Below are 20,983 nucleotides of genomic sequence, written 5' to 3' on the forward strand. Positions count from 1 at the left end.
CCTGGAGCGGAAATCAACGGATAATCAAAAGCTTAAACCACTTCTTTTGGTGAAGAACCGATTTTATTATCAGTTTCCATTTTTTATCATCAGGTTCAAAGATATTTCTCGATATACTTGTCTTTTCCTAAAGCAAAACCTATAATTGTGAAAGGTTTATGTCTCAATTTTCCTTTATATTAAAATGAAATTTTCTATATAGATTAAGGTATAACTCAGAGGAGTGGAATTATTTATGGCTTTGACAGCAGGTATTGTCGGACTGCCAAACGTGGGCAAGTCGACTTTGTTTAATGCAATTACACAGGCTGGCGCTGAGGCAGCCAACTATCCGTTTGCCACCATTGACCCGAACGTAGGAATTGTTGAAGTCCCTGATTACCGTTTAGAGAAACTAACCGAGCTTGTCCAACCGAAAAAAACGGTGCCGACCGCATTTGAATTCACCGATATTGCAGGTATCGTTAAAGGCGCAAGTAAAGGGGAAGGCCTTGGAAACAAATTTCTTTCCCATATCCGTCAAGTAGATGCAATCTGCCAGGTGGTCCGTTGCTTTGCGGATGACAATATCACGCATGTTTCCGGGAAGGTTGATCCGATTGATGATATTGAAGTCATTAACCTGGAATTAATCCTTGCTGATCTGGAATCCGTTGATAAACGAATCGAACGCGTCGGTAAAATGGCGAAGCAGAAAGATAAGGATTCCATGTTTGAGCATGAGATTTTAACAAAGCTTAAGGAAGCATTTGAAGCGGAAAAGTCTGCTCGTACAATCGAGTTTACTGAGGAACAAATGAAAGTGGTAAAAGGCTTGCACCTGTTGACCATTAAACCTATGCTCTATGTGGCTAATGTTAGCGAAGAAGAGGTAGCAAATCCAACCGATAATGAATACGTCCAAAAAGTCCGTGACTATGCAACCAAAGAAAATGCAGAAGTCATTGTTATCTGTGCTAAGATTGAAGAAGAAATTGCTGAGCTTGAAGGAGAAGAAAAAGAAATGTTCTTAACCGAGCTGGGCATTGTAGAGTCAGGCCTTGATCAATTGATTCGTGCTTCTTACAATTTGCTAGGACTGGCTACTTATTTTACAGCTGGCGTTCAGGAAGTCCGTGCCTGGACTTTCCGTAAAGGCATGAAAGCCCCGCAATGTGCCGGCATCATTCACACTGACTTTGAACGCGGCTTCATTCGGGCAGAAACGGTGTCCTATGATGACCTACTTGCAGCAGGGAGCCATAACGCAGCAAAAGAAGCAGGGAAGGTCCGCCTCGAAGGAAAAGAATACGGCGTCCAGGACGGGGATGTTATCCATTTCCGCTTTAACGTGTAAGATAAAAAAACCTACAGATAGCTTTGTAGTTTATTTCTTCTCAAACATTTTTCTATTAAAAGATAAGTGAAATTGCAAAGCCTTAAAAAATATGATATAATTTCAACTTGTGAGTAATTAAATAATAATTGCTCCTTGCCCGTTTCGGGCCGTTTAGACCAAAAGGAGGTGACAGTGATGAGAAAATACGAAATTATGTATATCATCCGTCCAAACATTGAGGAAGACGCTAAAAAAGCACTAGTTGAACGTTTCAACACAATCCTTACTGATAATGGTGCGGAACTTACAGAAGCGAAAGAATGGGGTAAGCGTCGTCTTGCTTACGAAATCAATGATTTCCGTGACGGTTATTATATGCTTCTTAAGGTTAATAGTGGAGCTGAAGCTATTCAGGAATTCGACCGTTTAGCGAAAATCAGTGAAGACATTATCCGCCATATGGCAACTAAAGAAGAAGAATAAGCCGATAAAAGATATATAAACATTTCCAATTAAAATGGAAAGTTTGGGGGTTGATTCTGATGATGAACCGCGTAATTTTAGTAGGACGCTTAACGAAAGATCCGGAATTGCGATATACACCGAATGGAGTCCCTGTGGCTACCTTTACACTTGCTGTAAACCGTACATTTACGAATCAGCAGGGTGAACGTGAAGCAGACTTCATTAACTGCGTAGTTTGGCGTAAACCTGCAGAAAATGTGGCGAATTACTTGAAAAAAGGTAGTTTGGCCGGCGTGGATGGACGAGTTCAAACACGCAACTATGAAGGACAAGATGGCAAACGGGTATATGTAACAGAGATTCTGGCCGAAAGCGTTCAATTCCTTGAACCACGAGGCGGCAGTTCAGCGGGTGAAAGAAATGAAGGCGGTTCTTATGGTGATCAAAGAAATAACAATGATTATCAGAATGATCGAAATCAGAGTCAACGCAACAACAATAACAACTACACTCGTGTAGACGATGATCCATTTGCAAATGACGGCAAGACCATCGACATTTCAGATGACGATCTTCCATTTTAAACAATTGATACTTTAAATAAAAACATAAGGAGGGAAATCACATGGCAGGCGGACGTAAAGGTGGACGCGCAAAGCGTCGTAAAGTTTGTTATTTCACAGCAAACGGAATCACTAAAATCGATTACAAAGATGTGGATCTTCTTAAGAAGTTCATCTCTGAACGCGGTAAGATTTTACCACGTCGTGTAACCGGCACAAGCGCTAAATATCAACGTAAATTAACTGTTGCTATCAAGCGTTCCCGTACTATGGCATTACTTCCATATGTATCTGGCGAATAATAAGTAATAGCAAAAGCCCTGTATGTATTAAAGCATAGCAGGGCTTTTTTATATGAGGGATGCGATAAAAAGGACTTTCGCTTAAATCATTCTTTTACTCTCTCTAAGTTTTATGAATAGCACTCACGAAAAAAAGCGCGGCCAGTTGGCACACGCCTTTTTTCGTTCCACAATACTGTGGACATATGTGGAATTGCCTGGAAAAGATCCTAACGCTGTGTATATCGGTTCAACACCGTAGTTCCTTTCGCCCTATAGGCAAATTCCCCATACAAGGAGCCCAATACTTCACTGGAAGTCGCTGCTAAACGTTGCATGTCTATCAGTCCCTTTCTGTTGGTATGGTCTTATCCTTGGATTATTTATATACCCGTTCGGTCTCTAGTAAAACCTCTTGTACAAAAAAGATCAAATTCTTTTATTAAAAGAGTGTTCAATGGAAAAAGCCGAAAGAAATGGCTACAATACTCTAGAGTCCTTATTACATATAAAAAGGTTGTGTAAGTTTGAACAACGGAAAAAAGATTGCTGAAGGTGGAGCCCTTTTAGCTCTTTATAGTATTTTATTATTCATCACGATGCAGATTCCTGTTTTGGGATTAGTTTCATTTTTCTGTCTGCCTATCCCGTTTATATTGACGGCAGCCAAGCAGAAGCTGGGATGGTCGATCGGGTTTTTGTTTGTAGCATGCGTGCTTTCCGTCCTGTTTGGCACGATCCTTGCGATTCCAACAGCGTTGATAGCAGGATTGTTGGGTATAATAATCGGTGATCTCTTAAAAAGAAATAAACCACCGTTTATCATTTATATTAGTGCCTTTCTTACGTTCCTGGCAGGAACATTAGTGATGTACGCCATATCCATTTGGTTCCTTGAGATTAATTACCTACAGGAATTAATGAAAGTGTTTGAGGCGACAGTAAATAGAACCATCGATACGATGACAGCATTTGGTCTGGAACCCTCGGAAGCTGAGCAAAAAAGACTATTTGATATGGTTGATATGTTTGATACCCTTTTGCCGACTTTGTTAGTCACTACCTCTATGGTTATAGTAGCACTTGTGTTCGTCGCTGCCAGACCCATTTTAAAAAGATTCAGCGAGAAGCAGCTATCATGGCCTCCTTTAAGAGAACTTCAACTGCCCAAAAGCCTTTTATGGTATTATTTAATTACGATGATACTCATGTTGTTTCTGAACCAAGAAGAAAGCGGTTCTCTCTATATGGTTCTAGTCAACCTTTATGTCATTTTGCAGTTGTTAATGATGCTTCAAGGTTATTCTCTATTATTTTTCTTCAGCCATCTGCAGGGATGGGTAAAGGCAATTCCGGTAACGATTCTGGTTCTTTCCCTTGTCCTCCCTTTATTTCAAACCTTTATTCGTATTTTAGGTATTATCGATTTGGGATTTCCTCTTAGGGAAATTCTCCAAAAAAAGAAAGAATGAATGAATGTACGTTTTTAAATAATATATCGTTTTAACATCATGCTTTTAGGAGCTGAAAATATGCCATCTTTTTTACAAAGGCAGTCTATTAAGTATCCGTTCTATGGATTGCTGGCTGCAACAGTGTTGCTTTTAGGTGTTGTTGCTTATTATTCCTGGTGGATTGCGCTAATAGGGCTTGTGCTTCTATCCGGCTTATTTTATATGATTTTACAAATTGACCTTCGCAATAAGCGTGAAACAGAAGAATATATCTCGACATTGTCGTACCGCCTTAAAAAAGTAGGCGAGGAAGCTTTGCTGGAAATGCCGATTGGAATTATGCTGATCAATGATGATTATCATATTGAATGGACAAATCCCTATTTAGCTTCTTGCTTCAATGAAGATTCATTGGCAGGAAGGTCGTTATATGACGTAGCTGACTCCATTGTTCCGTTAATTAAACAGGAAGTGGAAACGGAAACGATTACGCTTTATGAGCGTAAATTTAAAATCATTCATAAAAAAGAAGAGCGCTTATTATATTTCTTCGATGTGACAGAACAGGTTGAAATCGAAAAATTGTATGAGGATGAACGTACAGCGATGGCGTTTATTTTTCTTGATAACTATGATGACCTTACTCAAGGCATGGATGATCAGCGGAAAAGCAGTCTGAACAGCCTGGTTACTTCACTGCTGGATCAATGGGCAAAGGATAACGGGGTATTTTTAAAACGGACTTCCTCTGACCGGTTTATTGCCGTTTTTAATGAAAGTATCCTTCAGCAGCTTGAAAGAGGAAAATTCACCATTCTTGATGAAATCAGGGAGGCAACAACGAAACAGAATGTATCGCTTACATTAAGTATCGGGGTCGGTTCAGGAGTTTCTTCGCTTCCGGAATTAGGAACGCTTGCCCAATCAAGCCTTGATCTGGCTTTAGGCCGTGGTGGAGATCAGGTTGCTATCAAATTAACAAATGGTAAAGTGAAATTTTTCGGCGGGAAAACCAATCCAATGGAAAAACGGACAAGAGTACGTGCTCGTGTCATTTCCCATGCTTTGAAGGATATCGTCGTTGACAGTGATAAAGTGATTGTCATGGGACATAAACAACCGGATATGGACGCGATAGGCTCTGCTATCGGGATAGCCAAAGTAGCTCAGATGAACGAACGGGAAGCATATATTGTCGTAAATGAACAAGAGATTGATACTGGAGTCCGCCGGCTAATGGACGAAATAAAAAACAAGCCGGGGCTATTCACCCGGTTCATTTCACCGGAAGAAGTGTATGAAATGATTACAGATGAAACACTTCTCGTCGTCGTCGATACGCATAAACCATCGATGCTTATTGAAGAGCGTCTATTAAACCGCATCGATAAGGTAGTTGTCATCGATCACCATAGGCGAGGCGAGGAGTTTATAAACAATGCGCTTCTTGTTTATATGGAGCCTTATGCTTCCTCAACAGCCGAACTCGTCACCGAACTTCTGGAATATCAACCGAAGCGGGGTAAAATAGATATGCTCGAGTCGACCGCGCTTTTGGCGGGCATCATTGTTGATACAAAGAGTTTTACGCTCAGGACAGGATCAAGGACTTTTGATGCGGCTTCTTATTTAAAGGCTCACGGAGCAGATACGATTCTAGTGCAAAAATTTCTAAAAGAAGATGTTGATACGTATATTGAACGTTCGAAATTAATCGAGACCGTTTCTTTTTATAAAAATGGGATTGCGATCGCAAAGGGCAAACCGAACCAAATTCATGAACAGGTATTAATCGCTCAAGCGGCCGATACCCTGTTAACAATGGATGAGGTGTCCGCATCCTTTGTCATTTCCAAACGTTCCGAAGAGATGGTCAGCATTAGCGCCCGCTCGCTTGGCGATATCAATGTCCAGGTCATTATGGAAACCCTTGACGGCGGGGGACATTTAACAAATGCAGCCACTCAGCTTTATATGTCCATCGATGAAGCGGAAGAGCAATTAAAACAAGCAATAGATGATTATTTAGAAGGAGGAAAAACCGAATGAAGGTAATCTTTTTGAAAGATGTCAAAGGTAAAGGAAAAAAAGGCGAAATTAAAAATGTAGCAGATGGCTACGCACATAACTTCCTTCTTAAACAAGGCTTGGCAGTGGAAGCTTCCAATGCCAACACGAAAGCACTGCAAGCTCAGAAAAATAAAGAACAAAGTCTTGCGGCCGAAGAGCTGCAGCAGGCTAAGGACTTAAAGGAAACAGTAGAAAAGCTGACGGTCGAGCTTCAAGCTAAAGCAGGAGAAGGGGGCCGACTGTTCGGCTCCATCACAACCAAACAAATTGCAGATGAGCTGAACAAGAAACATACTATTAAGATTGATAAGCGTAAGATGGATCTTAATGAAGGCATTCGCGCACTCGGCCATACAAAAGTTCCTGTGAAATTACACCCGGAAGTAACAGCGACCTTAACCGTACATGTAAAAGAAATTAACTAATTTTAGTCCTTTCTTCTCTGAGGGAAAGCAGATAAAATAGAAGAAGAGAAAAATGTGATCGGGCATTTTGTCCCATCACATTTTTTTCTGTAGGTATCCATCTATGGAAAACTCAAAAAGCTTATTATACAATTGTTTACTAGTTTTACATGAAGATAGAGCCCTTCTGAGAAAAGGAGGTTACAGGGTATGAATGAATTATTCCAAGACCGGATTCCGCCGCAAAATGTAGAAGCGGAACAGGCTGTATTAGGGGCGATTTTTTTAGAGCCTTCTTCGCTTACACTCACTTCTGAAATCCTGATTCCGGAGGATTTTTACCGAAGCTCGCACCAAAAGATCTTCAATGTGATGATTAAGCTGAACGATAGCGGAAAAGCGGTCGACTTAATTACGGTAACCGAGGATCTAGCGGCCTCCAAAAGCCTTGAAGAAGTTGGCGGCATCTCGTATTTAAGCGAACTGGCAGGATCGGTTCCTACTGCTGCCAATATTGAATACTATGCTCGCATTGTTGAGGAGAAATCACTTTTGCGCAGGCTGATCCGCACGGCTACAAATATAGCCCAGGAAGGGTACAGCAGAGAAGATGAAGTAGAGAGCTTACTTGGGGAAGCCGAGAAAAATATCATGGAAGTAGCCCAGCGAAAGAATGCAGGTGCTTTCCAGAATATCAAAGACGTATTAGTTAAAACGTATGATAATATCGAAGTGCTTACGAACCGAAAAGGTGATGTTACGGGAATACCAACAGGATTCGCCGAGCTTGACCGAATGACTGCGGGTTTTCAGCGCAATGATTTGATCATTGTCGGAGCTCGTCCTTCTGTCGGTAAAACAGCTTTTGCTTTGAACATTGCCCAAAATGTGGCGACAAAGACAGAAGAAAATGTCGCCATCTTTAGCTTGGAGATGGGTGCTGAGCAGCTTGTCATGCGTATGCTTTGCGCAGAAGGCAATATCAATGCCCAAAACCTTCGTACCGGAGCGCTGACCGATGAGGATTGGCGCAAGCTGACAATGGCGATGGGAAGCCTCTCAAATGCAGGCATTTACATTGATGATACACCGGGAGTCCGTATCGGGGAAATCCGTTCCAAATGCCGCCGCTTGAAGCAGGAACAGGGTCTCGGCATGATCCTCATCGATTACCTTCAACTGATTCAAGGGAACGGCCAATCAGGTGAGAACCGCCAGCAGGAGGTTTCTGAAATATCGCGTTCCTTAAAAGCACTCGCGCGTGAGCTGCAGGTTCCGGTTATTGCCTTGTCCCAGCTATCCCGTGGTGTTGAACAAAGACAGGATAAGCGCCCGATGATGTCCGATATCCGTGAATCAGGAAGTATCGAGCAGGATGCTGATATTGTCGCTTTCCTGTATCGGGATGATTACTATGATAAAGAAACCGAGAATCAAAATATTATTGAGATTATTATCGCCAAGCAGCGTAATGGTCCTGTGGGCACGGTATCGCTTGCTTTTGTTAAGGAATATAACAAGTTCGTTAATCTTGAACGGCGCTTTGATGATTCATCCATGCCGCCTGGTGCTTGATGGAACTGCCATCCTTTCTTTGAAAGGGTGGTTTTTTAATGTATGGAAGCCATTATGTCTGTAGAATAATAGAAATGCAGCTTTTCTCATAAATCGGGTCATAATAAAATAACGAGGCAATAAAAAGCACGAACAAATTAATAAATACACATATATAATGTTCGGATTTTCATTGACTTTTTCCATGGATTGCTGATAAAATTAGTTTTGTTTGATAAGAACCGGGCGATTACGTCGCCGGTATTACGTGAATCTGTGGAGGTGCTCTAAGATGTCATCAGTGGTAGTAGTGGGGACACAATGGGGAGACGAAGGAAAAGGGAAGATTACTGACTTTTTATCAGAAAATGCAGAAGCGATTGCTCGTTATCAGGGGGGCAATAATGCGGGCCACACGATAAAATTTGATGGCGAAACGTATAAGCTGCATCTTATTCCATCAGGAATTTTTTATAGCGATAAAATTTGCGTGATAGGAAACGGCATGGTTGTAGATCCAAAAGCATTGGTGAAAGAATTGGAGTATCTGCACGGTCACGGTGTGAAGACGGATAATCTCCGAATCAGCAATAGAGCCCATGTCATCCTTCCCTATCATTTAAGGCTTGACGAAGTGGAAGAAGAACGCAAAGGCGCGAATAAAATTGGCACAACCAAAAAAGGAATCGGCCCTGCTTATATGGATAAAGCAGCAAGAATAGGAATCCGGATAGCGGATCTTCTGGACCGTGAAATTTTTGAAGAAAAACTGGCTCATAACCTGCAAGAAAAGAACCGCCTTCTGGAGCGTTTCTATGAGACGGAAGGATTTCAGCTGGAGGATATTCTGGATGAATATTATGAGTACGGACAGCTTGTGAAAAAGTATGTGTGCGATACTTCTGTCGTTTTGAACGATGCGCTCGACGAAGGCCGTCGTGTTTTGTTTGAGGGAGCACAAGGCGTGATGCTTGATATCGACCAGGGAACATATCCGTTTGTTACCTCCTCCAACCCTGTAGCAGGAGGGGTTACGATTGGTTCAGGTGTGGGACCCACAAAGATCAATCATGTAGTCGGAGTTTGCAAGGCGTATACAACCCGTGTAGGAGACGGCCCTTTCCCGACCGAATTAGATAATGAAATCGGCCATCAAATTCGCGAGGTCGGCCGTGAGTACGGAACAACTACCGGGCGTGCGCGACGAGTCGGCTGGTTTGACTCTGTCGTAGTACGCCATGCACGCCGCGTGAGCGGAATCACTGATTTATCTTTAAATTCAATTGATGTACTGACAGGGATTGAGACACTCAAAATCTGTGTAGCCTATAAATATCGTGGGGAAGTTATTGAGGAGTTCCCGGCAAGCTTAAAGGTGCTTGCTGAATGTGAACCTGTTTATGAAGAACTGGCAGGCTGGACTGAGGATATCACAGGCTGCAAATCGCTCGGCGAATTGCCTGAAAATGCACGCCACTACCTGGAGCGGGTCTCCCAGTTAACAGGGATTCCATTATCAATCTTCTCAGTGGGTCCTGACCGTACGCAAACAAACGTAGTCAGAAGCCCTTGGCGTCAAGTTTAAAAGGAAGGAACTGCTTATTGGCAGTTCCTTTCAGACTGTAGACAAACTCGATGAAATCGAGTTTGCCTGCAGTTATTTTTTTATTTGGCCTGTTAATGGGGTCTGTTGATTTCCGTTCCAAGCGCTTCGCTTTCCGCGGGGCGGGCGGTGAGCCTCCTCGTCGCATGCTCCTGCGGGGTCTCACCTGTCCCGCTGCTCCCGCAGGAGTCTTCGCGCCTTCCACTCCAATCAACAGGCTTTTAAACGTGTCGACAATCTGAAGGAACTGCTTAGCGGCAGTTTCTTTTTTATGTATTCACCGGAAAATCTCAAATATTGCAGATGTTATTCCCTTAGTAACTCTAAATCTTCTAATATGGTAAATATTCTATTCGCGCTATTTCATCTAAGAGGTGAATTAATAGTCATAAAATGATAAAGTAGAATAGAGAACATATGTCTTTGTCATAAAGATAATGTTCTATTTTGAAATTAAGCAAAATTACCTCCACAATATTGGCGTTTTAGCTATCCAACCTGAAGGATAGCAGATTATTAATGAAGGAGAACAATCCATGGAAAAGAAGATACTTGTTGTAGATGACGAAAAACCAATTGCAGATATATTACAGTTCAACTTGAAAAAAGAAGGCTTCGAGGTTACATGTGCATATGATGGCAATGAAGCTATCAGAATAGTGGAAGAGATTCAGCCTGATCTTATTTTGCTGGACATCATGCTGCCTGGACGCGATGGGATGGAAGTCTGCCGTGAAGTTCGAAAGAAGCACGATATTCCGATTATCATGCTTACTGCAAAGGACTCTGAAATAGATAAAGTGCTGGGGCTGGAGCTTGGTGCGGATGATTATGTGACTAAGCCTTTTAGCACAAGGGAAATCATTGCACGAGTTAAGGCGAATCTGCGCCGACAGCAGGTGGTTGCCACACCTGATCCAGAAGAAGAAATGAAGGAAATTGCAATCGGTACGCTCGTGATTCATCCGGATGCCTATGTAGTCTCAAAAAGAGGCGAAACGATTGAATTGACCCATCGGGAGTTTGAATTGCTGCATTATTTGGCTAAGCATATCGGCCAGGTTATGACGCGCGAGCATTTGCTGCAAACTGTATGGGGATATGATTATTTTGGTGATGTGCGGACAGTCGATGTGACAGTGCGTCGTCTTCGTGAAAAAATTGAAGATAATCCAAGCCATCCCGGCTGGATTGTAACTAGAAGAGGGGTAGGTTATTACCTTCGCAACCCTGAACAGGAGTAAGATAAATGAAAAAGGTTGGCTTTTTCCGTTCTATACACTTTAAATTTGTTCTCATCTATGTGTTGCTCATTTTAGTAGCGATGCAAATCATTGGTGTATATTTTGTAGATAAACTAGAAGAGAAGTTAGTTGAAAACTTTCAAACTTCCATTAAAGGAAATATTGACCTTCTTACCTACAGCCTTGAAGAGGAAATGACAAAGCATATGGCAAATGATGTTTCGGAAGGTGCGGAGAAGTCTACACTCGAGGATGACATCAGGAAGATCCTAGAAGATAATTCGTCCGATGATAATATCTCTGAAGTACAAGTCATTGACAGCAGCAGAAGGATCATTGGAACGTCGGATACTGATAATCAGGATATTGTCGGAAAGAAAACAGCCGAGATATTAGTAAAGCAAGCCCACGTATTGGGGGATGAGAAGGAAGATACGAGGGTAGACCGAGGGGAGCGCATGTGGATTCTGGCAACACCGATCAAGGATCAAGCTGACAAGGTAATCGGTGTTGTCTATTCCATTGCTGAAATGGAAAATGTATACGAATTGATGGATCAAATCAATCGCATTTTCATTACTGGAACCGCAATCGCCCTCGGCATCACTGCTATCCTCGGCATACTCCTGGCCCAAACAATCACCAGGCCCATGTCTGATATGCGTAAGCAAGCTTTGGCACTTGCGAAAGGGAATTATTCGCGAAAGGTAAAAATATACGGGAAAGATGAAATCGGCCAACTGGCCCATACATTCAACAACCTGACTAAGGAATTGCAGGAAGCACAGTCGACGACTGAAGGTGAGAGACGCAAGCTATCCTCGGTTCTTGCCTATATGACTGATGGAGTCATCGCGACAGACCGCAGGGGCAAAGTTATTTTAATCAATGAACCTGCGGCTAAATTATTGGATGTTTCACGTGAAACAGTTTTATCGCAACCAATTATCGACGTGCTTGGATTAGAAGAGAAGTATAGTTATGACGAGCTTCTTGAAGAGAGAGAATCAGTGATCCTCGATTATAGTACGAAAAACCATCCTTATATTTTAAGGGCCAATTTCTCTGTTATTCAAAAGGAAACAGGTTTTGTTAATGGTCTGATTACGGTCCTGCATGATATCACAGAACAGGAAAAAATTGAAGAAGAGCGCCGGGAGTTCGTGGCGAATGTTTCACACGAATTGAGAACACCGCTGACGACCATGCGAAGCTATTTGGAAGCATTGGCAGATGGAGCTTGGCAGGATGAATCGCTAACACCTTCGTTCTTAAATGTGACCCAAAATGAAACCGAGCGGATGATACGGCTGGTGAATGACTTGCTGCAATTATCCAAAATGGACAATAAAGACTATTTGCTTACTAAAGGTTGGGTGAATTTCACTAAGTTCTTCAACCAAATTATTGATCGATTCGAAATGACAATAACGGAGCATATCACTTTTAAACGCGATATTCCATCCAGGTCGATTTTAGTCGATATTGATGAAGATAAAATCACCCAGGTGCTTTATAATATCATTTCAAACGCGATTAAATATTCTCCTGAAGGAGGACAAATTACGTTTCGCGTGAAAGAAGAGTCGGAAAGAATTGTCATCAGCATCAGTGACCAGGGGGTAGGAATCCCTAAAAACACTATCGATAAGATCTTCGAAAGATTTTACCGTGTGGACAAGGCACGCACGAGGAATTTAGGCGGCACGGGTCTTGGCCTGGCGATTGCCAAGGAAATGGTAGTCGCACATGAAGGGGAAATCTGGGCTGAAAGCAAGGAAGGAAAGGGGACGACGATTTTCTTTACACTTCCTTATGAGCAAGAACAAGAGGATGAGTGGTCATGAATTTTGAAGTCGCAAAAAATATCATTCTGACAATTTTAGTCACCGCCAGTGTACTCCTAACCTGGAATATTTGGACGTATCAGCCAGAGTTAAATAAAATCGAAAATGATTACATTGATAGTGAGGTACAAGAACCTTCAGATTTAATCAAACCTGGACAGATGCTTTTTCATCAAGAAGGAAATCATTATCTGACACATGATCAAACTGAGATAAACCGAATTCAAACGGAGCTTTCCAAATGGACGATGTACAATTTTAAAGATGCGTCAAATCTCGCGAAGGAATTTACATCTTTTGTCCATGCTGAAGGAAATGCTGAACTGATTTTCCCAAGCACTGTCCCGCTGGATTTATATAGATCAGAATTGAACATAGATGATCAAGAACTTCCAAAAGTACATTTTGACCGGATTGTCTTCAATACGGAAAATGTGGAGAGCAATGAAACTAAGGTTTATTTTATTAACTATAAAAATAAAAAGATTTTTCAAGCACAAGTTCAAACGGCTCAAATCAATAATTTCAACCGCTCATTTGCTTCTAGAGCACGTGAATATCCCGAATATATTTCAGAAGCGGTCAGTTCAAGCCGTATGCTGTTTTTGCCGAAAAACCCTATTCAATTAAGTCCGCTAAACTATTTAATTGACCATCTCGATATTACTCAGGATTTCAGAAATGAACTATTTAATGACCCTGATAAAGTAAAACAGGAAAATGTCAGTGTGGGACAAGAATACACCGATGGTTCCAGTCTTCTGACTGTATTTAAGGATTCCTCGGTTATTGAATTTGTAAATCCGGGTCAACGAAGTGACATGGACGGAACTACCGGCAGTCTCATCCAAAATAGCATGGATTTTATCAATAGCCAGGCCGGGTGGGATGATTATTATCAATATGCCGAGATAAGCGAAGCAGAGCGGATGGTTTCATTTCGCTTATTTATTGATGGGTATCCGGTTTTTAATGAGCAGGGCATGTCTGAAATAAAGCATGAATGGGGCAATGAGGAAATTTACCGGTATAAACGTCCATACTACACGCTTCGTTTCCCTGTCCCTTCTGACAATCAAAACAAAGCGACCCTTCTATCGGGACAGCAGGTTTTAGAATTGTTAACGAAGTCGAGGGATATTGAGTTTGCGGATGTGGAAGACGTCCGGATTGGCTATAAATTATCAAATGATCCGACAGAGCCTGTGATTTATTTAGAGCCTGCCTGGTATTACCGGTATGGCGGTACTTGGACTGTTTTGCCACTTATTGAACCGGGGGGCGAAAAGAGTGGATTGGAGTAGGACGAAAACAATATTTATCATGGTTTTTCTAGTGCTGGATATTTTTCTGCTTTATCAGTTCTTGGATAAGAAAGATTCAACTGAGTTGGAATCTTTTTCGGAAGCAACTGCAGAGGAACAAATGAAGGAGGAGGGAATCACATTTCCTTCCTTGCCAAATGAAGAGATAAAAGAAAATATCCTGATTGCAAAAAGAAAAGAATTTTCAAAAGAGGATACCAGCAAGCTGAAGAATCAGCAGGTATCCATTAACGATGAGACCACTCTTGTTGCTACGCTGGATGAGTCGATTATTGTAAATAAAGAGTTTAAACCTAGTGAATTGGCAGAATTCCTGAAAGAAAATATTTATCAAGGAGAAAGCTATAAATTTTGGTCACTTGATGAAGCCAGTAATTCAATTGTTTATTATCAAAGCTTCGGCAATAAAACGTTCTATAATAATACGAATGCCAAATTAACATTCCGGTTAAATGAAAATCGGGAAATCGTTTCATATGAACAAACTTATTTGAAAGATATTGAATCGATGAATAAGAAAGAGACGGTGATTACGGCCAATCAGGCAATCGTCACGTTGTTCGATAAAGGGTATCTGCCCGAGAACAGCAAAATATCAAAGGATGATGTAAAGCTTGGCTACTATAACCTGCTGAAATCATCGTCAGCTTCCTATTTACTGACGCCGACATGGTGGATAAGAGTAAACGACAAGGATATGTTTGTGAAAGCATTTGACGGGGAAGTCATCGAATTGGATACAGAAGAAAAAATATTACTGGAGTGAGTTGCATGACCATGCATTTTAGTGTTCTCGCCAGCGGGAGTACGGGGAATGCCTTTTATGTAGAGACAGAGGATCAGGCATTTCTCGTCGATGCAGGCTTAAGCGGCAAGCAAATGGAAGCACTATTCAGCGACATTGGGCGGGATATGTCCAAGCTGTCAGGAATTCTCGTCACCCATGAACACAGTGATCATATTAAAGGCCTCGGAATCATTGCCAGAAAACATAAGCTTCCAATCTATGCGAATGAAAAAACCTGGCAAGCTATGGAACGATCCATCGGAGAAATTTCACTAGATCAAAAGTTTATATTTAATATGGAGCAGGTATCAACCTTTGGCAGTCTCGATATTGAATCTTTTGGAGTATCACATGATGCGGCCGAGCCGATGTTCTATGTGTTTCATCAGGGAGACAATAAGCTTGTCCTGATTACGGATACCGGCTATGTCAGTGACCGGATGAAAGGGATCATTTCAAATGCCGATGCCTACATCTTTGAGAGTAACCATGATGTCGGCATGCTTCGGATGGGGAGATACCCATGGAGCGTAAAACGACGAATACTGAGCGATATGGGCCATGTTTCAAACGAAGACGCAGCCATCGCAATGAGTGAAGTTGCGGGAGATAAGACGAAGCGAATCTACCTTGCGCATTTAAGCCTTGATAACAATATGAAGGACCTAGCAAGAATGTCGGTTGAACAAACGCTGCAAACTAAAGGGATCCTGATTGGGGAGCAATTTTCCTTATATGATACCGATCCTAAGAAACCTACTGAACTAGTAGCATTATAAAGAATGAAAAAGCATCGGCTTTTTCATTCTTTTTTCATTTATTAAAACAAAACCGTATTTCACAACGACACTCTCACGAAATGGCTAATTATCCAGAAATAGTACTTTTTTTTAGAAATTTTAAGTGGGATGAGTATAATTAAGGGTATAAACAAACACTAGTGGTTGCAATAATTATGATGTAAACAGAGAGGGTTGAGTATAAATGGGATATTATGATCAAGATTATCCAGATAGAAACCAACGCAACAAGGGAAGCCGTAAGGACTATTTTCTTGCCGCAGTAGCCGGGGTTATCATCGGAGCCCTCCTGGTTATGGTAGCTTTTCCAAGACTGGGAATCGGCACTGGTACGGATCAATCTACGATTACAGAGAATTCTTCAGGAAACAATTCCGCAACAAACGGTACCATACAGAATGTTTCCTTGGATGTCGATACAGCCGTAACAGAAGCGGTTGATAAAGCAAGTGATGCTGTTGTCGGCGTTACAAATATTCAGCAGTCCGGGTTTTGGGACCAGGGCCAAGGCCAGGGTCAAAGTGAAGATGGTGAAGCGGGTACCGGGTCGGGGGTAATCTATAAAAAAGAGGACGGAAAAGCATGGATTGTTACTAATAGCCATGTTATTGAAGGGGCAAACGAAATTGAAGTCACATTAAACGATGGGACAAAGATACCAGCTGAAATAAGAGGAAGCGATCGGTGGACCGACTTAGCCGTCATTGAGGTTAATAGCGACAAAGTAAAAACGGTAGCGGAATTCGGTGATTCAGATGCCCTTAAACTCGGTGAACCGGTTATTGCGATCGGTAACCCGTTAGGATTGCAATTTTCAGGATCGATTACGCAGGGAATCATCTCTGGTTTAGAGCGTACAATCGAAATTGATATAAACCAGGATGGAGAAATTGACTGGAATGCAGAAGTCCTCCAAACAGATGCCGCCATCAATCCAGGAAACAGCGGTGGCGCCTTGGTCAACCTTAGTGGCCAGGTGATTGGCATCAACTCGATGAAAATTGCCCAGGAAGCAGTAGAAGGGATCGGTCTCTCGATTCCCATTGATTCTGTGATTCCGATTATTAACGATATTGAGCGGTACGGGGAAGTAAGACGGCCTTATATGGGCGTTAACCTCGGTTCGGTGGAGGAAATTTCCCAGTACCATCAGCAAAATACATTAAAGCTGCCTAACGATGTGACATCAGGTGTGGCCATCACAGGTGTAGAACCTACATCCCCTGCATCAAAAGCGGGATTAAAGGAATTTGATGTAATTGTCGAAATGGATGGAAAGACGATTAAAGATGTTGTGGCCTTAAGGAAGTTTTTGTATACCGAAAAGAAAGTCGGCGACAATGTTAAAATCACATATTATCGAAACGGGAAAAAACAGAATGCAACGCTCAAATTAACAGGAGAGACGATGTAACAATAATAGGCAGGAGGCTTTTGCTTCCTGCTTTTTCTTTTTTCTGTTTTTTTGTTACGATACATTGTGGACAAGGGAAAAATGAAAGAGAAACCGATTGCTGTGGATATTGTAGATGACCAAAAAGGAAAATGAAAAAAAGGAGAATATAGATGATATACTGCTGCCAGGAACACGTGGAATTAGCGTTAGATGTATTTGTAGATGAGCATGAAACCTATCCGGTTTTAGATAAAATTCCAGAGGAAAAACAATTATCAACAAGCTGTGAATATTGTCGAAATATGGCAATATATGTAGTAGGGAACTAATATTCGCCTACAATATGTGGATAGAAATTGTGGACATGTGGATAAGTGCTGTGGATAACGTGTTTGTAAACTGTTTGTAACCTGTGTGTAAAGTGAGGGTTAAGAATGAATATCACAATTGTAACGATAGGAAAGCTGAAAGAGAAATATTTGAAGCAAGGAATCGAAGAATATGTAAAACGGTTAACTGCATACGCAAAAATCGACATGATCGAATTACCCGATGAAAAGGCACCAGAAACATTGAGTGAACTGGAAATGGAGCAAATCAAAGAGAAAGAAGGAGAACGGATCCTGGGAAAAATAAGTGCGGATGCCCATGTCATTGCCCTCGCGATCGAAGGGAAAATGAAGACATCTGAAGAATTGGCGGAAACCCTGGACAAGCTGGCTACATACGGCAAGAGCAAAGTGACGTTTGTAATCGGCGGATCTTTGGGGGTGAGTGAAGTGGTGATGCAGCGGGCGGATGAGGCTCTTTCTTTTTCGAAGATGACGTTTCCACACCAGCTGATGCGGCTGATATTGGTGGAGCAAGTTTATCGGGCGTTCCGGATTAATCGGGGGGAACCGTATCATAAGTAAATGAGTTTTTTTAAGAGGAATTGAATAAATTTCTCTTTTTTATTTTCATAGACCATAAGAGCAAGAATGAGGACGAAAAGAAGATAGCTTCCTTGTTAAAATGGGTCCAACAACCATTAGGAGGCAATAAAATGAACAAAATTCAGAAATTCAATGAGCTGCATTCTTTAAAGGAAGTTTTATTTTTAGGAAATGCGTGGGATATCCTTTCCGCCTTAACACTCGAGAAAGTGGGATTTAAAGCGATTGGCACGACGAGCTGGGGGATTGCTAATTCTCTTGGATATGCTGATGGTGAATTAATTGATTTTGAAAAACATCTTGGAATCATCAAAACAATTACAGAAAATGTGAAAATACCTGTCTCCGCAGATATTGAGGCAGGCTATGGTGATGGCACGGAACAAATTGTTACCAATGTTTTAAAAACAGCAGATGTTGGAGTTGCTGGAATAAATATTGAGGATTCACTAAAAAAGCAAAAAGGGTTAAGAGATATATTGGAGCACTGTAACCTTTTATCAAAAATTAGATCAGCTCTAGATAAAAATGGTTATAAAAATTTTTATATTAACGCTAGAACGGACACTTATTTACAGAGCAATAAACCATTACTAGAGACTATTGATCGAGCCAAGTCCTATGTGGAGAGTGGAGCTAGTGGAATATTTGTTCCTGGATTGATCGATCATGATGAGATAAGAAAAATCACTATGAATGTAAATGCACCACTTAATGTATTATCTTTACCTGGACTAACGAATTGTAATAAGCTTAGGGAATTAGGTGTTAAACGTTTTAGTTTTGGAAATGCACTATCTGACCATTATATTGCTTTTTTGGAAAAGAATGCGGAGCGATTAGTAGAGTTTAAGGATACTTCACATTTATATGAAGATTAAACTAGAAAGGACGGAGAGTATATTGGGGGCTAATATCAATCTTTCTTTTGAAGAAATGTGGGAGAAAATCATTGCTTGTGATAGTAAATATGATGGGTTATTTTTTACGGCAGTGAAAACAACCAAAATTTACTGCCGTCCTTCCTGTAGATCAAGAAAGCCGAAAAAAATAAATGTAGAATTCTTCTATGATATCAAAGAAGTTGAAAAAGCTGGTTTTCGTGCTTGCAAAAGATGTCAACCAGAATCTGATCATTCTCCACATATTGAACTTGTCAGAAATGTCGTTGCGTTCTTAGTAAATCATTATAAACAAAAGCTTGAATTACAGGATATTGCAAATCATGTTGGTGTAAGTTCTTATTATCTTGAAAGGTTATTTAAACAAGAAACTTCAGAAACTCCTCGTTCCTATTTGGAAAAAATACGAGTTGATAAAGCGGCTTATCTTCTTACAAGTACAGATCGAACGAACCTTGAGATTTGCTATGAGGTCGGATTTCAAAGTCCTTCAAATTTTTATAAGGTGTTTCGGCGTTTAAAAAATTCCTCACCAAGTGAATATCGAATGCTCTTAAATAAGGAATGACAGAAATGAAATGGATCGATAAAGGTTTATCTATTGAGATTTATCCGCCTCCCGAATTTAATTTTAAGGAGTGTTTGGTTTTCTTAGGTAGATCTGAGCAGGAAGTAATGCATCAAATAAAAGATGGTTATTTATATAAACTGGTAAAAGTAAACGGAGAAGTGATTTTATTAAAAATAGGAAGCACCTCACATTCAATTCAAGTTGTATTCCCAATGAGTACCCCATCTATAAGCACTCTTGAAAAAGTAGTATCCTATATATGGGAATGGTTTGATTTGGATCAAGAGTTGGGGGATTTTTATGAAGTAGCTAGTAAAGATATGATTTTGAAACAAATTGTCCCTAAATATTATGGTTTACGGATAATATGTATTCCAGATCTATTTGAAGCGCTGACCTGGGCGATTATTGGACAACAAATCAATTTAACATTTGCATATACATTAAAGAAACGTTTCGTTGAACAATTCGGAGAAAGTTTTACTATCGAGGGAGACACGTTCTGGTTATATCCTGAAATCACAAAAATTGCAACTATAGAAGTGGATGATTTAAGGAAACTTCAATTTACTGTTAGGAAGGCTGAATATATTATTGGCGTCGCGAAAGCCATGACAAGTGGCGAATTGTCAAAAGAAATTTTGCTTCAAAAACAAGATTATCAACAAATTCAAAAATCTTTAATGAGTATTAGAGGTATAGGAGCATGGACGGCAGATTATGTGATGATGAAATGTTTACACTATCCATCTGCTTTTCCAATAGCGGATGTCGGCCTTCATCATGCATTAATGCTTCAGTTAGGGATTGAGCGAAAACCGACAATAGAGGAAATAAGAGAAATGTCAATGAATTGGGAAGATTGGCAAGCATATGCTACCTTTTATCTTTGGAGGTCCTTATATGAGTAGACTACATAAATTAGATTACGAATCTCCAATTGGAGTTATAGAAATATTGGGAACAGATGAAGGTATCTGTTCAATCATGTTCTCTGAACGGGAAAAAACAGAAAATGTCATGCAGAACGAAGCCCCCAAGGTATTAATGGATTGTTTTGACCAACTTGATGAATATTTTAAAGGTATACGTCAAGAATTTACGTTTCCCTATATCTATGAGGGTACGAATTTTCAAAAAACAGTGTGGACCGCTTTAACAAGAATAACCTATGCTAAAACAGGATCCTATAAGGATATTGCTGCTTTGATTGGGAATGAAAAAGCCATTAGAGCAGTCGGAAGTGCAAATGGTAAAAACAAGTTAAGTATTGTGATTCCTTGTCATCGAATTATCGGTTCAAATGGAAAATTAACCGGCTATGCAGGTGGTTTATGGAGGAAGGAATGGCTGCTTAATCATGAAAGATCTTTTAAAAGGGTCATGACTTAAAGAAATGCTTACCATCATTTTTCGATTTTCTAGCTAAAACCATAAGTTTTTTTACAGGGAATACAAAATTTA

At 40.8% G+C, this 20,983-nt stretch carries 21 protein-coding genes; all 21 read left to right on the forward strand.

Features of this window, described 5'->3' with window-relative positions:
- Window positions 1-235: 235 nt before the first annotated feature.
- The 21 genes from ychF to D0463_RS06035 all read left to right on the forward strand — a co-directional run bounded on the left by ychF (window position 236) and on the right by D0463_RS06035 (window position 20,911).
- Complete coding sequence (gene ychF, locus D0463_RS05930) at window positions 236-1,336, forward strand: redox-regulated ATPase YchF (RefSeq protein WP_117306181.1); 1,101 nt, start codon at window positions 236-238, stop codon at window positions 1,334-1,336.
- A 177-nt stretch (window positions 1,337-1,513) separates the two neighbouring features.
- Entirely contained in the window at window positions 1,514-1,801 is a 288-nt protein-coding gene (gene rpsF / locus D0463_RS05935; protein ID WP_117306183.1) for a 30S ribosomal protein S6, read from the forward strand.
- Window positions 1,802-1,860: 59 nt separating this feature from the next.
- Entirely contained in the window at window positions 1,861-2,367 is a 507-nt protein-coding gene (ssb, locus tag D0463_RS05940) for a single-stranded DNA-binding protein (RefSeq protein WP_117306185.1), read from the forward strand.
- Window positions 2,368-2,408: 41 nt separating this feature from the next.
- Window positions 2,409-2,648, forward strand: a complete 240-nt coding sequence (gene rpsR, locus D0463_RS05945; RefSeq protein ID WP_117306187.1) for a 30S ribosomal protein S18 — start codon at window positions 2,409-2,411, stop codon at window positions 2,646-2,648.
- Between the two features lie 506 nt (window positions 2,649-3,154).
- The gene (locus tag D0463_RS05950; protein WP_117306189.1) at window positions 3,155-4,099 is read left to right on the forward strand and encodes a YybS family protein; all 945 of its coding nucleotides are present in this window, start codon (window positions 3,155-3,157) and stop codon (window positions 4,097-4,099) included.
- A 60-nt stretch (window positions 4,100-4,159) separates the two neighbouring features.
- Window positions 4,160-6,130 carry a DHH family phosphoesterase gene (locus tag D0463_RS05955; protein ID WP_117306191.1) on the forward strand — a complete coding sequence of 657 codons (1,971 nt, stop codon included), beginning with the start codon at window positions 4,160-4,162 and terminating at the stop codon, window positions 6,128-6,130.
- On the forward strand, window positions 6,127-6,576 hold the full coding sequence (gene rplI / locus D0463_RS05960; protein WP_117306193.1) for a 50S ribosomal protein L9: 450 nt from the start codon (window positions 6,127-6,129) through the stop codon (window positions 6,574-6,576). The genes D0463_RS05955 and rplI overlap by 4 nt, the downstream gene beginning before the upstream one ends.
- A gap of 189 nt (window positions 6,577-6,765) precedes the next feature.
- Window positions 6,766-8,130 carry a replicative DNA helicase gene (dnaB, locus tag D0463_RS05965; protein ID WP_117306195.1) on the forward strand — a complete coding sequence of 455 codons (1,365 nt, stop codon included), beginning with the start codon at window positions 6,766-6,768 and terminating at the stop codon, window positions 8,128-8,130.
- Window positions 8,131-8,401: 271 nt separating this feature from the next.
- Window positions 8,402-9,694 (forward strand): adenylosuccinate synthase, encoded by a 1,293-nt coding sequence (locus D0463_RS05970; RefSeq protein ID WP_117306197.1) that lies wholly within the window; start codon window positions 8,402-8,404, stop codon window positions 9,692-9,694.
- Window positions 9,695-10,248: 554 nt separating this feature from the next.
- Complete coding sequence (gene yycF / locus D0463_RS05980) at window positions 10,249-10,956, forward strand: response regulator YycF (RefSeq protein ID WP_117306199.1); 708 nt, start codon at window positions 10,249-10,251, stop codon at window positions 10,954-10,956.
- A 5-nt stretch (window positions 10,957-10,961) separates the two neighbouring features.
- On the forward strand, window positions 10,962-12,803 hold the full coding sequence (gene walK / locus D0463_RS05985; RefSeq protein ID WP_117306201.1) for a cell wall metabolism sensor histidine kinase WalK: 1,842 nt from the start codon (window positions 10,962-10,964) through the stop codon (window positions 12,801-12,803).
- Window positions 12,800-14,107 (forward strand): YycH family regulatory protein, encoded by a 1,308-nt coding sequence (locus tag D0463_RS05990; protein WP_117306203.1) that lies wholly within the window; start codon window positions 12,800-12,802, stop codon window positions 14,105-14,107. Before walK ends, D0463_RS05990 begins: the two co-directional genes overlap by 4 nt.
- On the forward strand, window positions 14,094-14,894 hold the full coding sequence (locus tag D0463_RS05995) for a two-component system regulatory protein YycI (protein ID WP_160118378.1): 801 nt from the start codon (window positions 14,094-14,096) through the stop codon (window positions 14,892-14,894). Before D0463_RS05990 ends, D0463_RS05995 begins: the two co-directional genes overlap by 14 nt.
- Window positions 14,895-14,899: 5 nt before the next feature.
- Window positions 14,900-15,694 (forward strand): MBL fold metallo-hydrolase, encoded by a 795-nt coding sequence (locus D0463_RS06000; protein WP_117306207.1) that lies wholly within the window; start codon window positions 14,900-14,902, stop codon window positions 15,692-15,694.
- A 205-nt stretch (window positions 15,695-15,899) separates the two neighbouring features.
- On the forward strand, window positions 15,900-17,129 hold the full coding sequence (locus tag D0463_RS06005; RefSeq protein WP_117306209.1) for a S1C family serine protease: 1,230 nt from the start codon (window positions 15,900-15,902) through the stop codon (window positions 17,127-17,129).
- 152 nt (window positions 17,130-17,281) lie between these two features.
- On the forward strand, window positions 17,282-17,440 hold the full coding sequence (locus tag D0463_RS06010; RefSeq protein WP_117306211.1) for a CxxH/CxxC protein: 159 nt from the start codon (window positions 17,282-17,284) through the stop codon (window positions 17,438-17,440).
- 105 nt (window positions 17,441-17,545) lie between these two features.
- Complete coding sequence (gene rlmH, locus D0463_RS06015; protein WP_117306213.1) at window positions 17,546-18,025, forward strand: 23S rRNA (pseudouridine(1915)-N(3))-methyltransferase RlmH; 480 nt, start codon at window positions 17,546-17,548, stop codon at window positions 18,023-18,025.
- 131 nt (window positions 18,026-18,156) lie between these two features.
- On the forward strand, window positions 18,157-18,927 hold the full coding sequence (locus tag D0463_RS06020; protein WP_117306216.1) for an isocitrate lyase/PEP mutase family protein: 771 nt from the start codon (window positions 18,157-18,159) through the stop codon (window positions 18,925-18,927).
- Between the two features lie 55 nt (window positions 18,928-18,982).
- Window positions 18,983-19,516, forward strand: coding sequence for an Ada metal-binding domain-containing protein (locus tag D0463_RS06025; RefSeq protein WP_216824886.1), 534 nt, complete (start codon window positions 18,983-18,985; stop codon window positions 19,514-19,516).
- 5 nt (window positions 19,517-19,521) lie between these two features.
- Complete coding sequence (locus D0463_RS06030) at window positions 19,522-20,430, forward strand: DNA-3-methyladenine glycosylase family protein (protein ID WP_117306218.1); 909 nt, start codon at window positions 19,522-19,524, stop codon at window positions 20,428-20,430.
- Window positions 20,423-20,911: a methylated-DNA--[protein]-cysteine S-methyltransferase gene (locus tag D0463_RS06035; RefSeq protein WP_117306220.1), complete on the forward strand. Its 489-nt coding sequence runs from the start codon at window positions 20,423-20,425 to the stop codon at window positions 20,909-20,911. The genes D0463_RS06030 and D0463_RS06035 overlap by 8 nt, the downstream gene beginning before the upstream one ends.
- Window positions 20,912-20,983 lie beyond the last annotated feature (72 nt).

This window comes from Bacillus sp. V59.32b, from assembly GCF_003429085.1.
Taxonomy (GTDB): Bacteria; Bacillota; Bacilli; order Bacillales; family DSM-1321; genus Peribacillus.

Bases quoted from the DNA above. Each gene is read 5' to 3' on its own strand.
- D0463_RS05990 (WP_117306203.1), top strand. From the start codon at position 12,800: ATGAATTTTGAAGTCGCAAAAAATATCATTCTGACAATTTTAGTCACC.
- D0463_RS06025 (WP_216824886.1), top strand. From the start codon at position 18,983: ATGTGGGAGAAAATCATTGCTTGTGATAGTAAATATGATGGGTTATTT.
- rpsR (WP_117306187.1), top strand. From the start codon at position 2,409: ATGGCAGGCGGACGTAAAGGTGGACGCGCAAAGCGTCGTAAAGTTTGT.
- rplI (WP_117306193.1), top strand. From the start codon at position 6,127: ATGAAGGTAATCTTTTTGAAAGATGTCAAAGGTAAAGGAAAAAAAGGC.
- ssb (WP_117306185.1), top strand. From the start codon at position 1,861: ATGATGAACCGCGTAATTTTAGTAGGACGCTTAACGAAAGATCCGGAA.
- D0463_RS06035 (WP_117306220.1), top strand. From the start codon at position 20,423: ATGAGTAGACTACATAAATTAGATTACGAATCTCCAATTGGAGTTATA.
- yycF (WP_117306199.1), top strand. From the start codon at position 10,249: ATGGAAAAGAAGATACTTGTTGTAGATGACGAAAAACCAATTGCAGAT.
- D0463_RS05970 (WP_117306197.1), top strand. From the start codon at position 8,402: ATGTCATCAGTGGTAGTAGTGGGGACACAATGGGGAGACGAAGGAAAA.
- D0463_RS06010 (WP_117306211.1), top strand. From the start codon at position 17,282: ATGATATACTGCTGCCAGGAACACGTGGAATTAGCGTTAGATGTATTT.
- D0463_RS06000 (WP_117306207.1), top strand. From the start codon at position 14,900: ATGACCATGCATTTTAGTGTTCTCGCCAGCGGGAGTACGGGGAATGCC.
- ychF (WP_117306181.1), top strand. From the start codon at position 236: ATGGCTTTGACAGCAGGTATTGTCGGACTGCCAAACGTGGGCAAGTCG.
- D0463_RS05955 (WP_117306191.1), top strand. From the start codon at position 4,160: ATGCCATCTTTTTTACAAAGGCAGTCTATTAAGTATCCGTTCTATGGA.
- D0463_RS06005 (WP_117306209.1), top strand. From the start codon at position 15,900: ATGGGATATTATGATCAAGATTATCCAGATAGAAACCAACGCAACAAG.
- D0463_RS06030 (WP_117306218.1), top strand. From the start codon at position 19,522: ATGAAATGGATCGATAAAGGTTTATCTATTGAGATTTATCCGCCTCCC.
- D0463_RS06020 (WP_117306216.1), top strand. From the start codon at position 18,157: ATGAACAAAATTCAGAAATTCAATGAGCTGCATTCTTTAAAGGAAGTT.
- walK (WP_117306201.1), top strand. From the start codon at position 10,962: ATGAAAAAGGTTGGCTTTTTCCGTTCTATACACTTTAAATTTGTTCTC.
- dnaB (WP_117306195.1), top strand. From the start codon at position 6,766: ATGAATGAATTATTCCAAGACCGGATTCCGCCGCAAAATGTAGAAGCG.
- rlmH (WP_117306213.1), top strand. From the start codon at position 17,546: ATGAATATCACAATTGTAACGATAGGAAAGCTGAAAGAGAAATATTTG.
- rpsF (WP_117306183.1), top strand. From the start codon at position 1,514: ATGAGAAAATACGAAATTATGTATATCATCCGTCCAAACATTGAGGAA.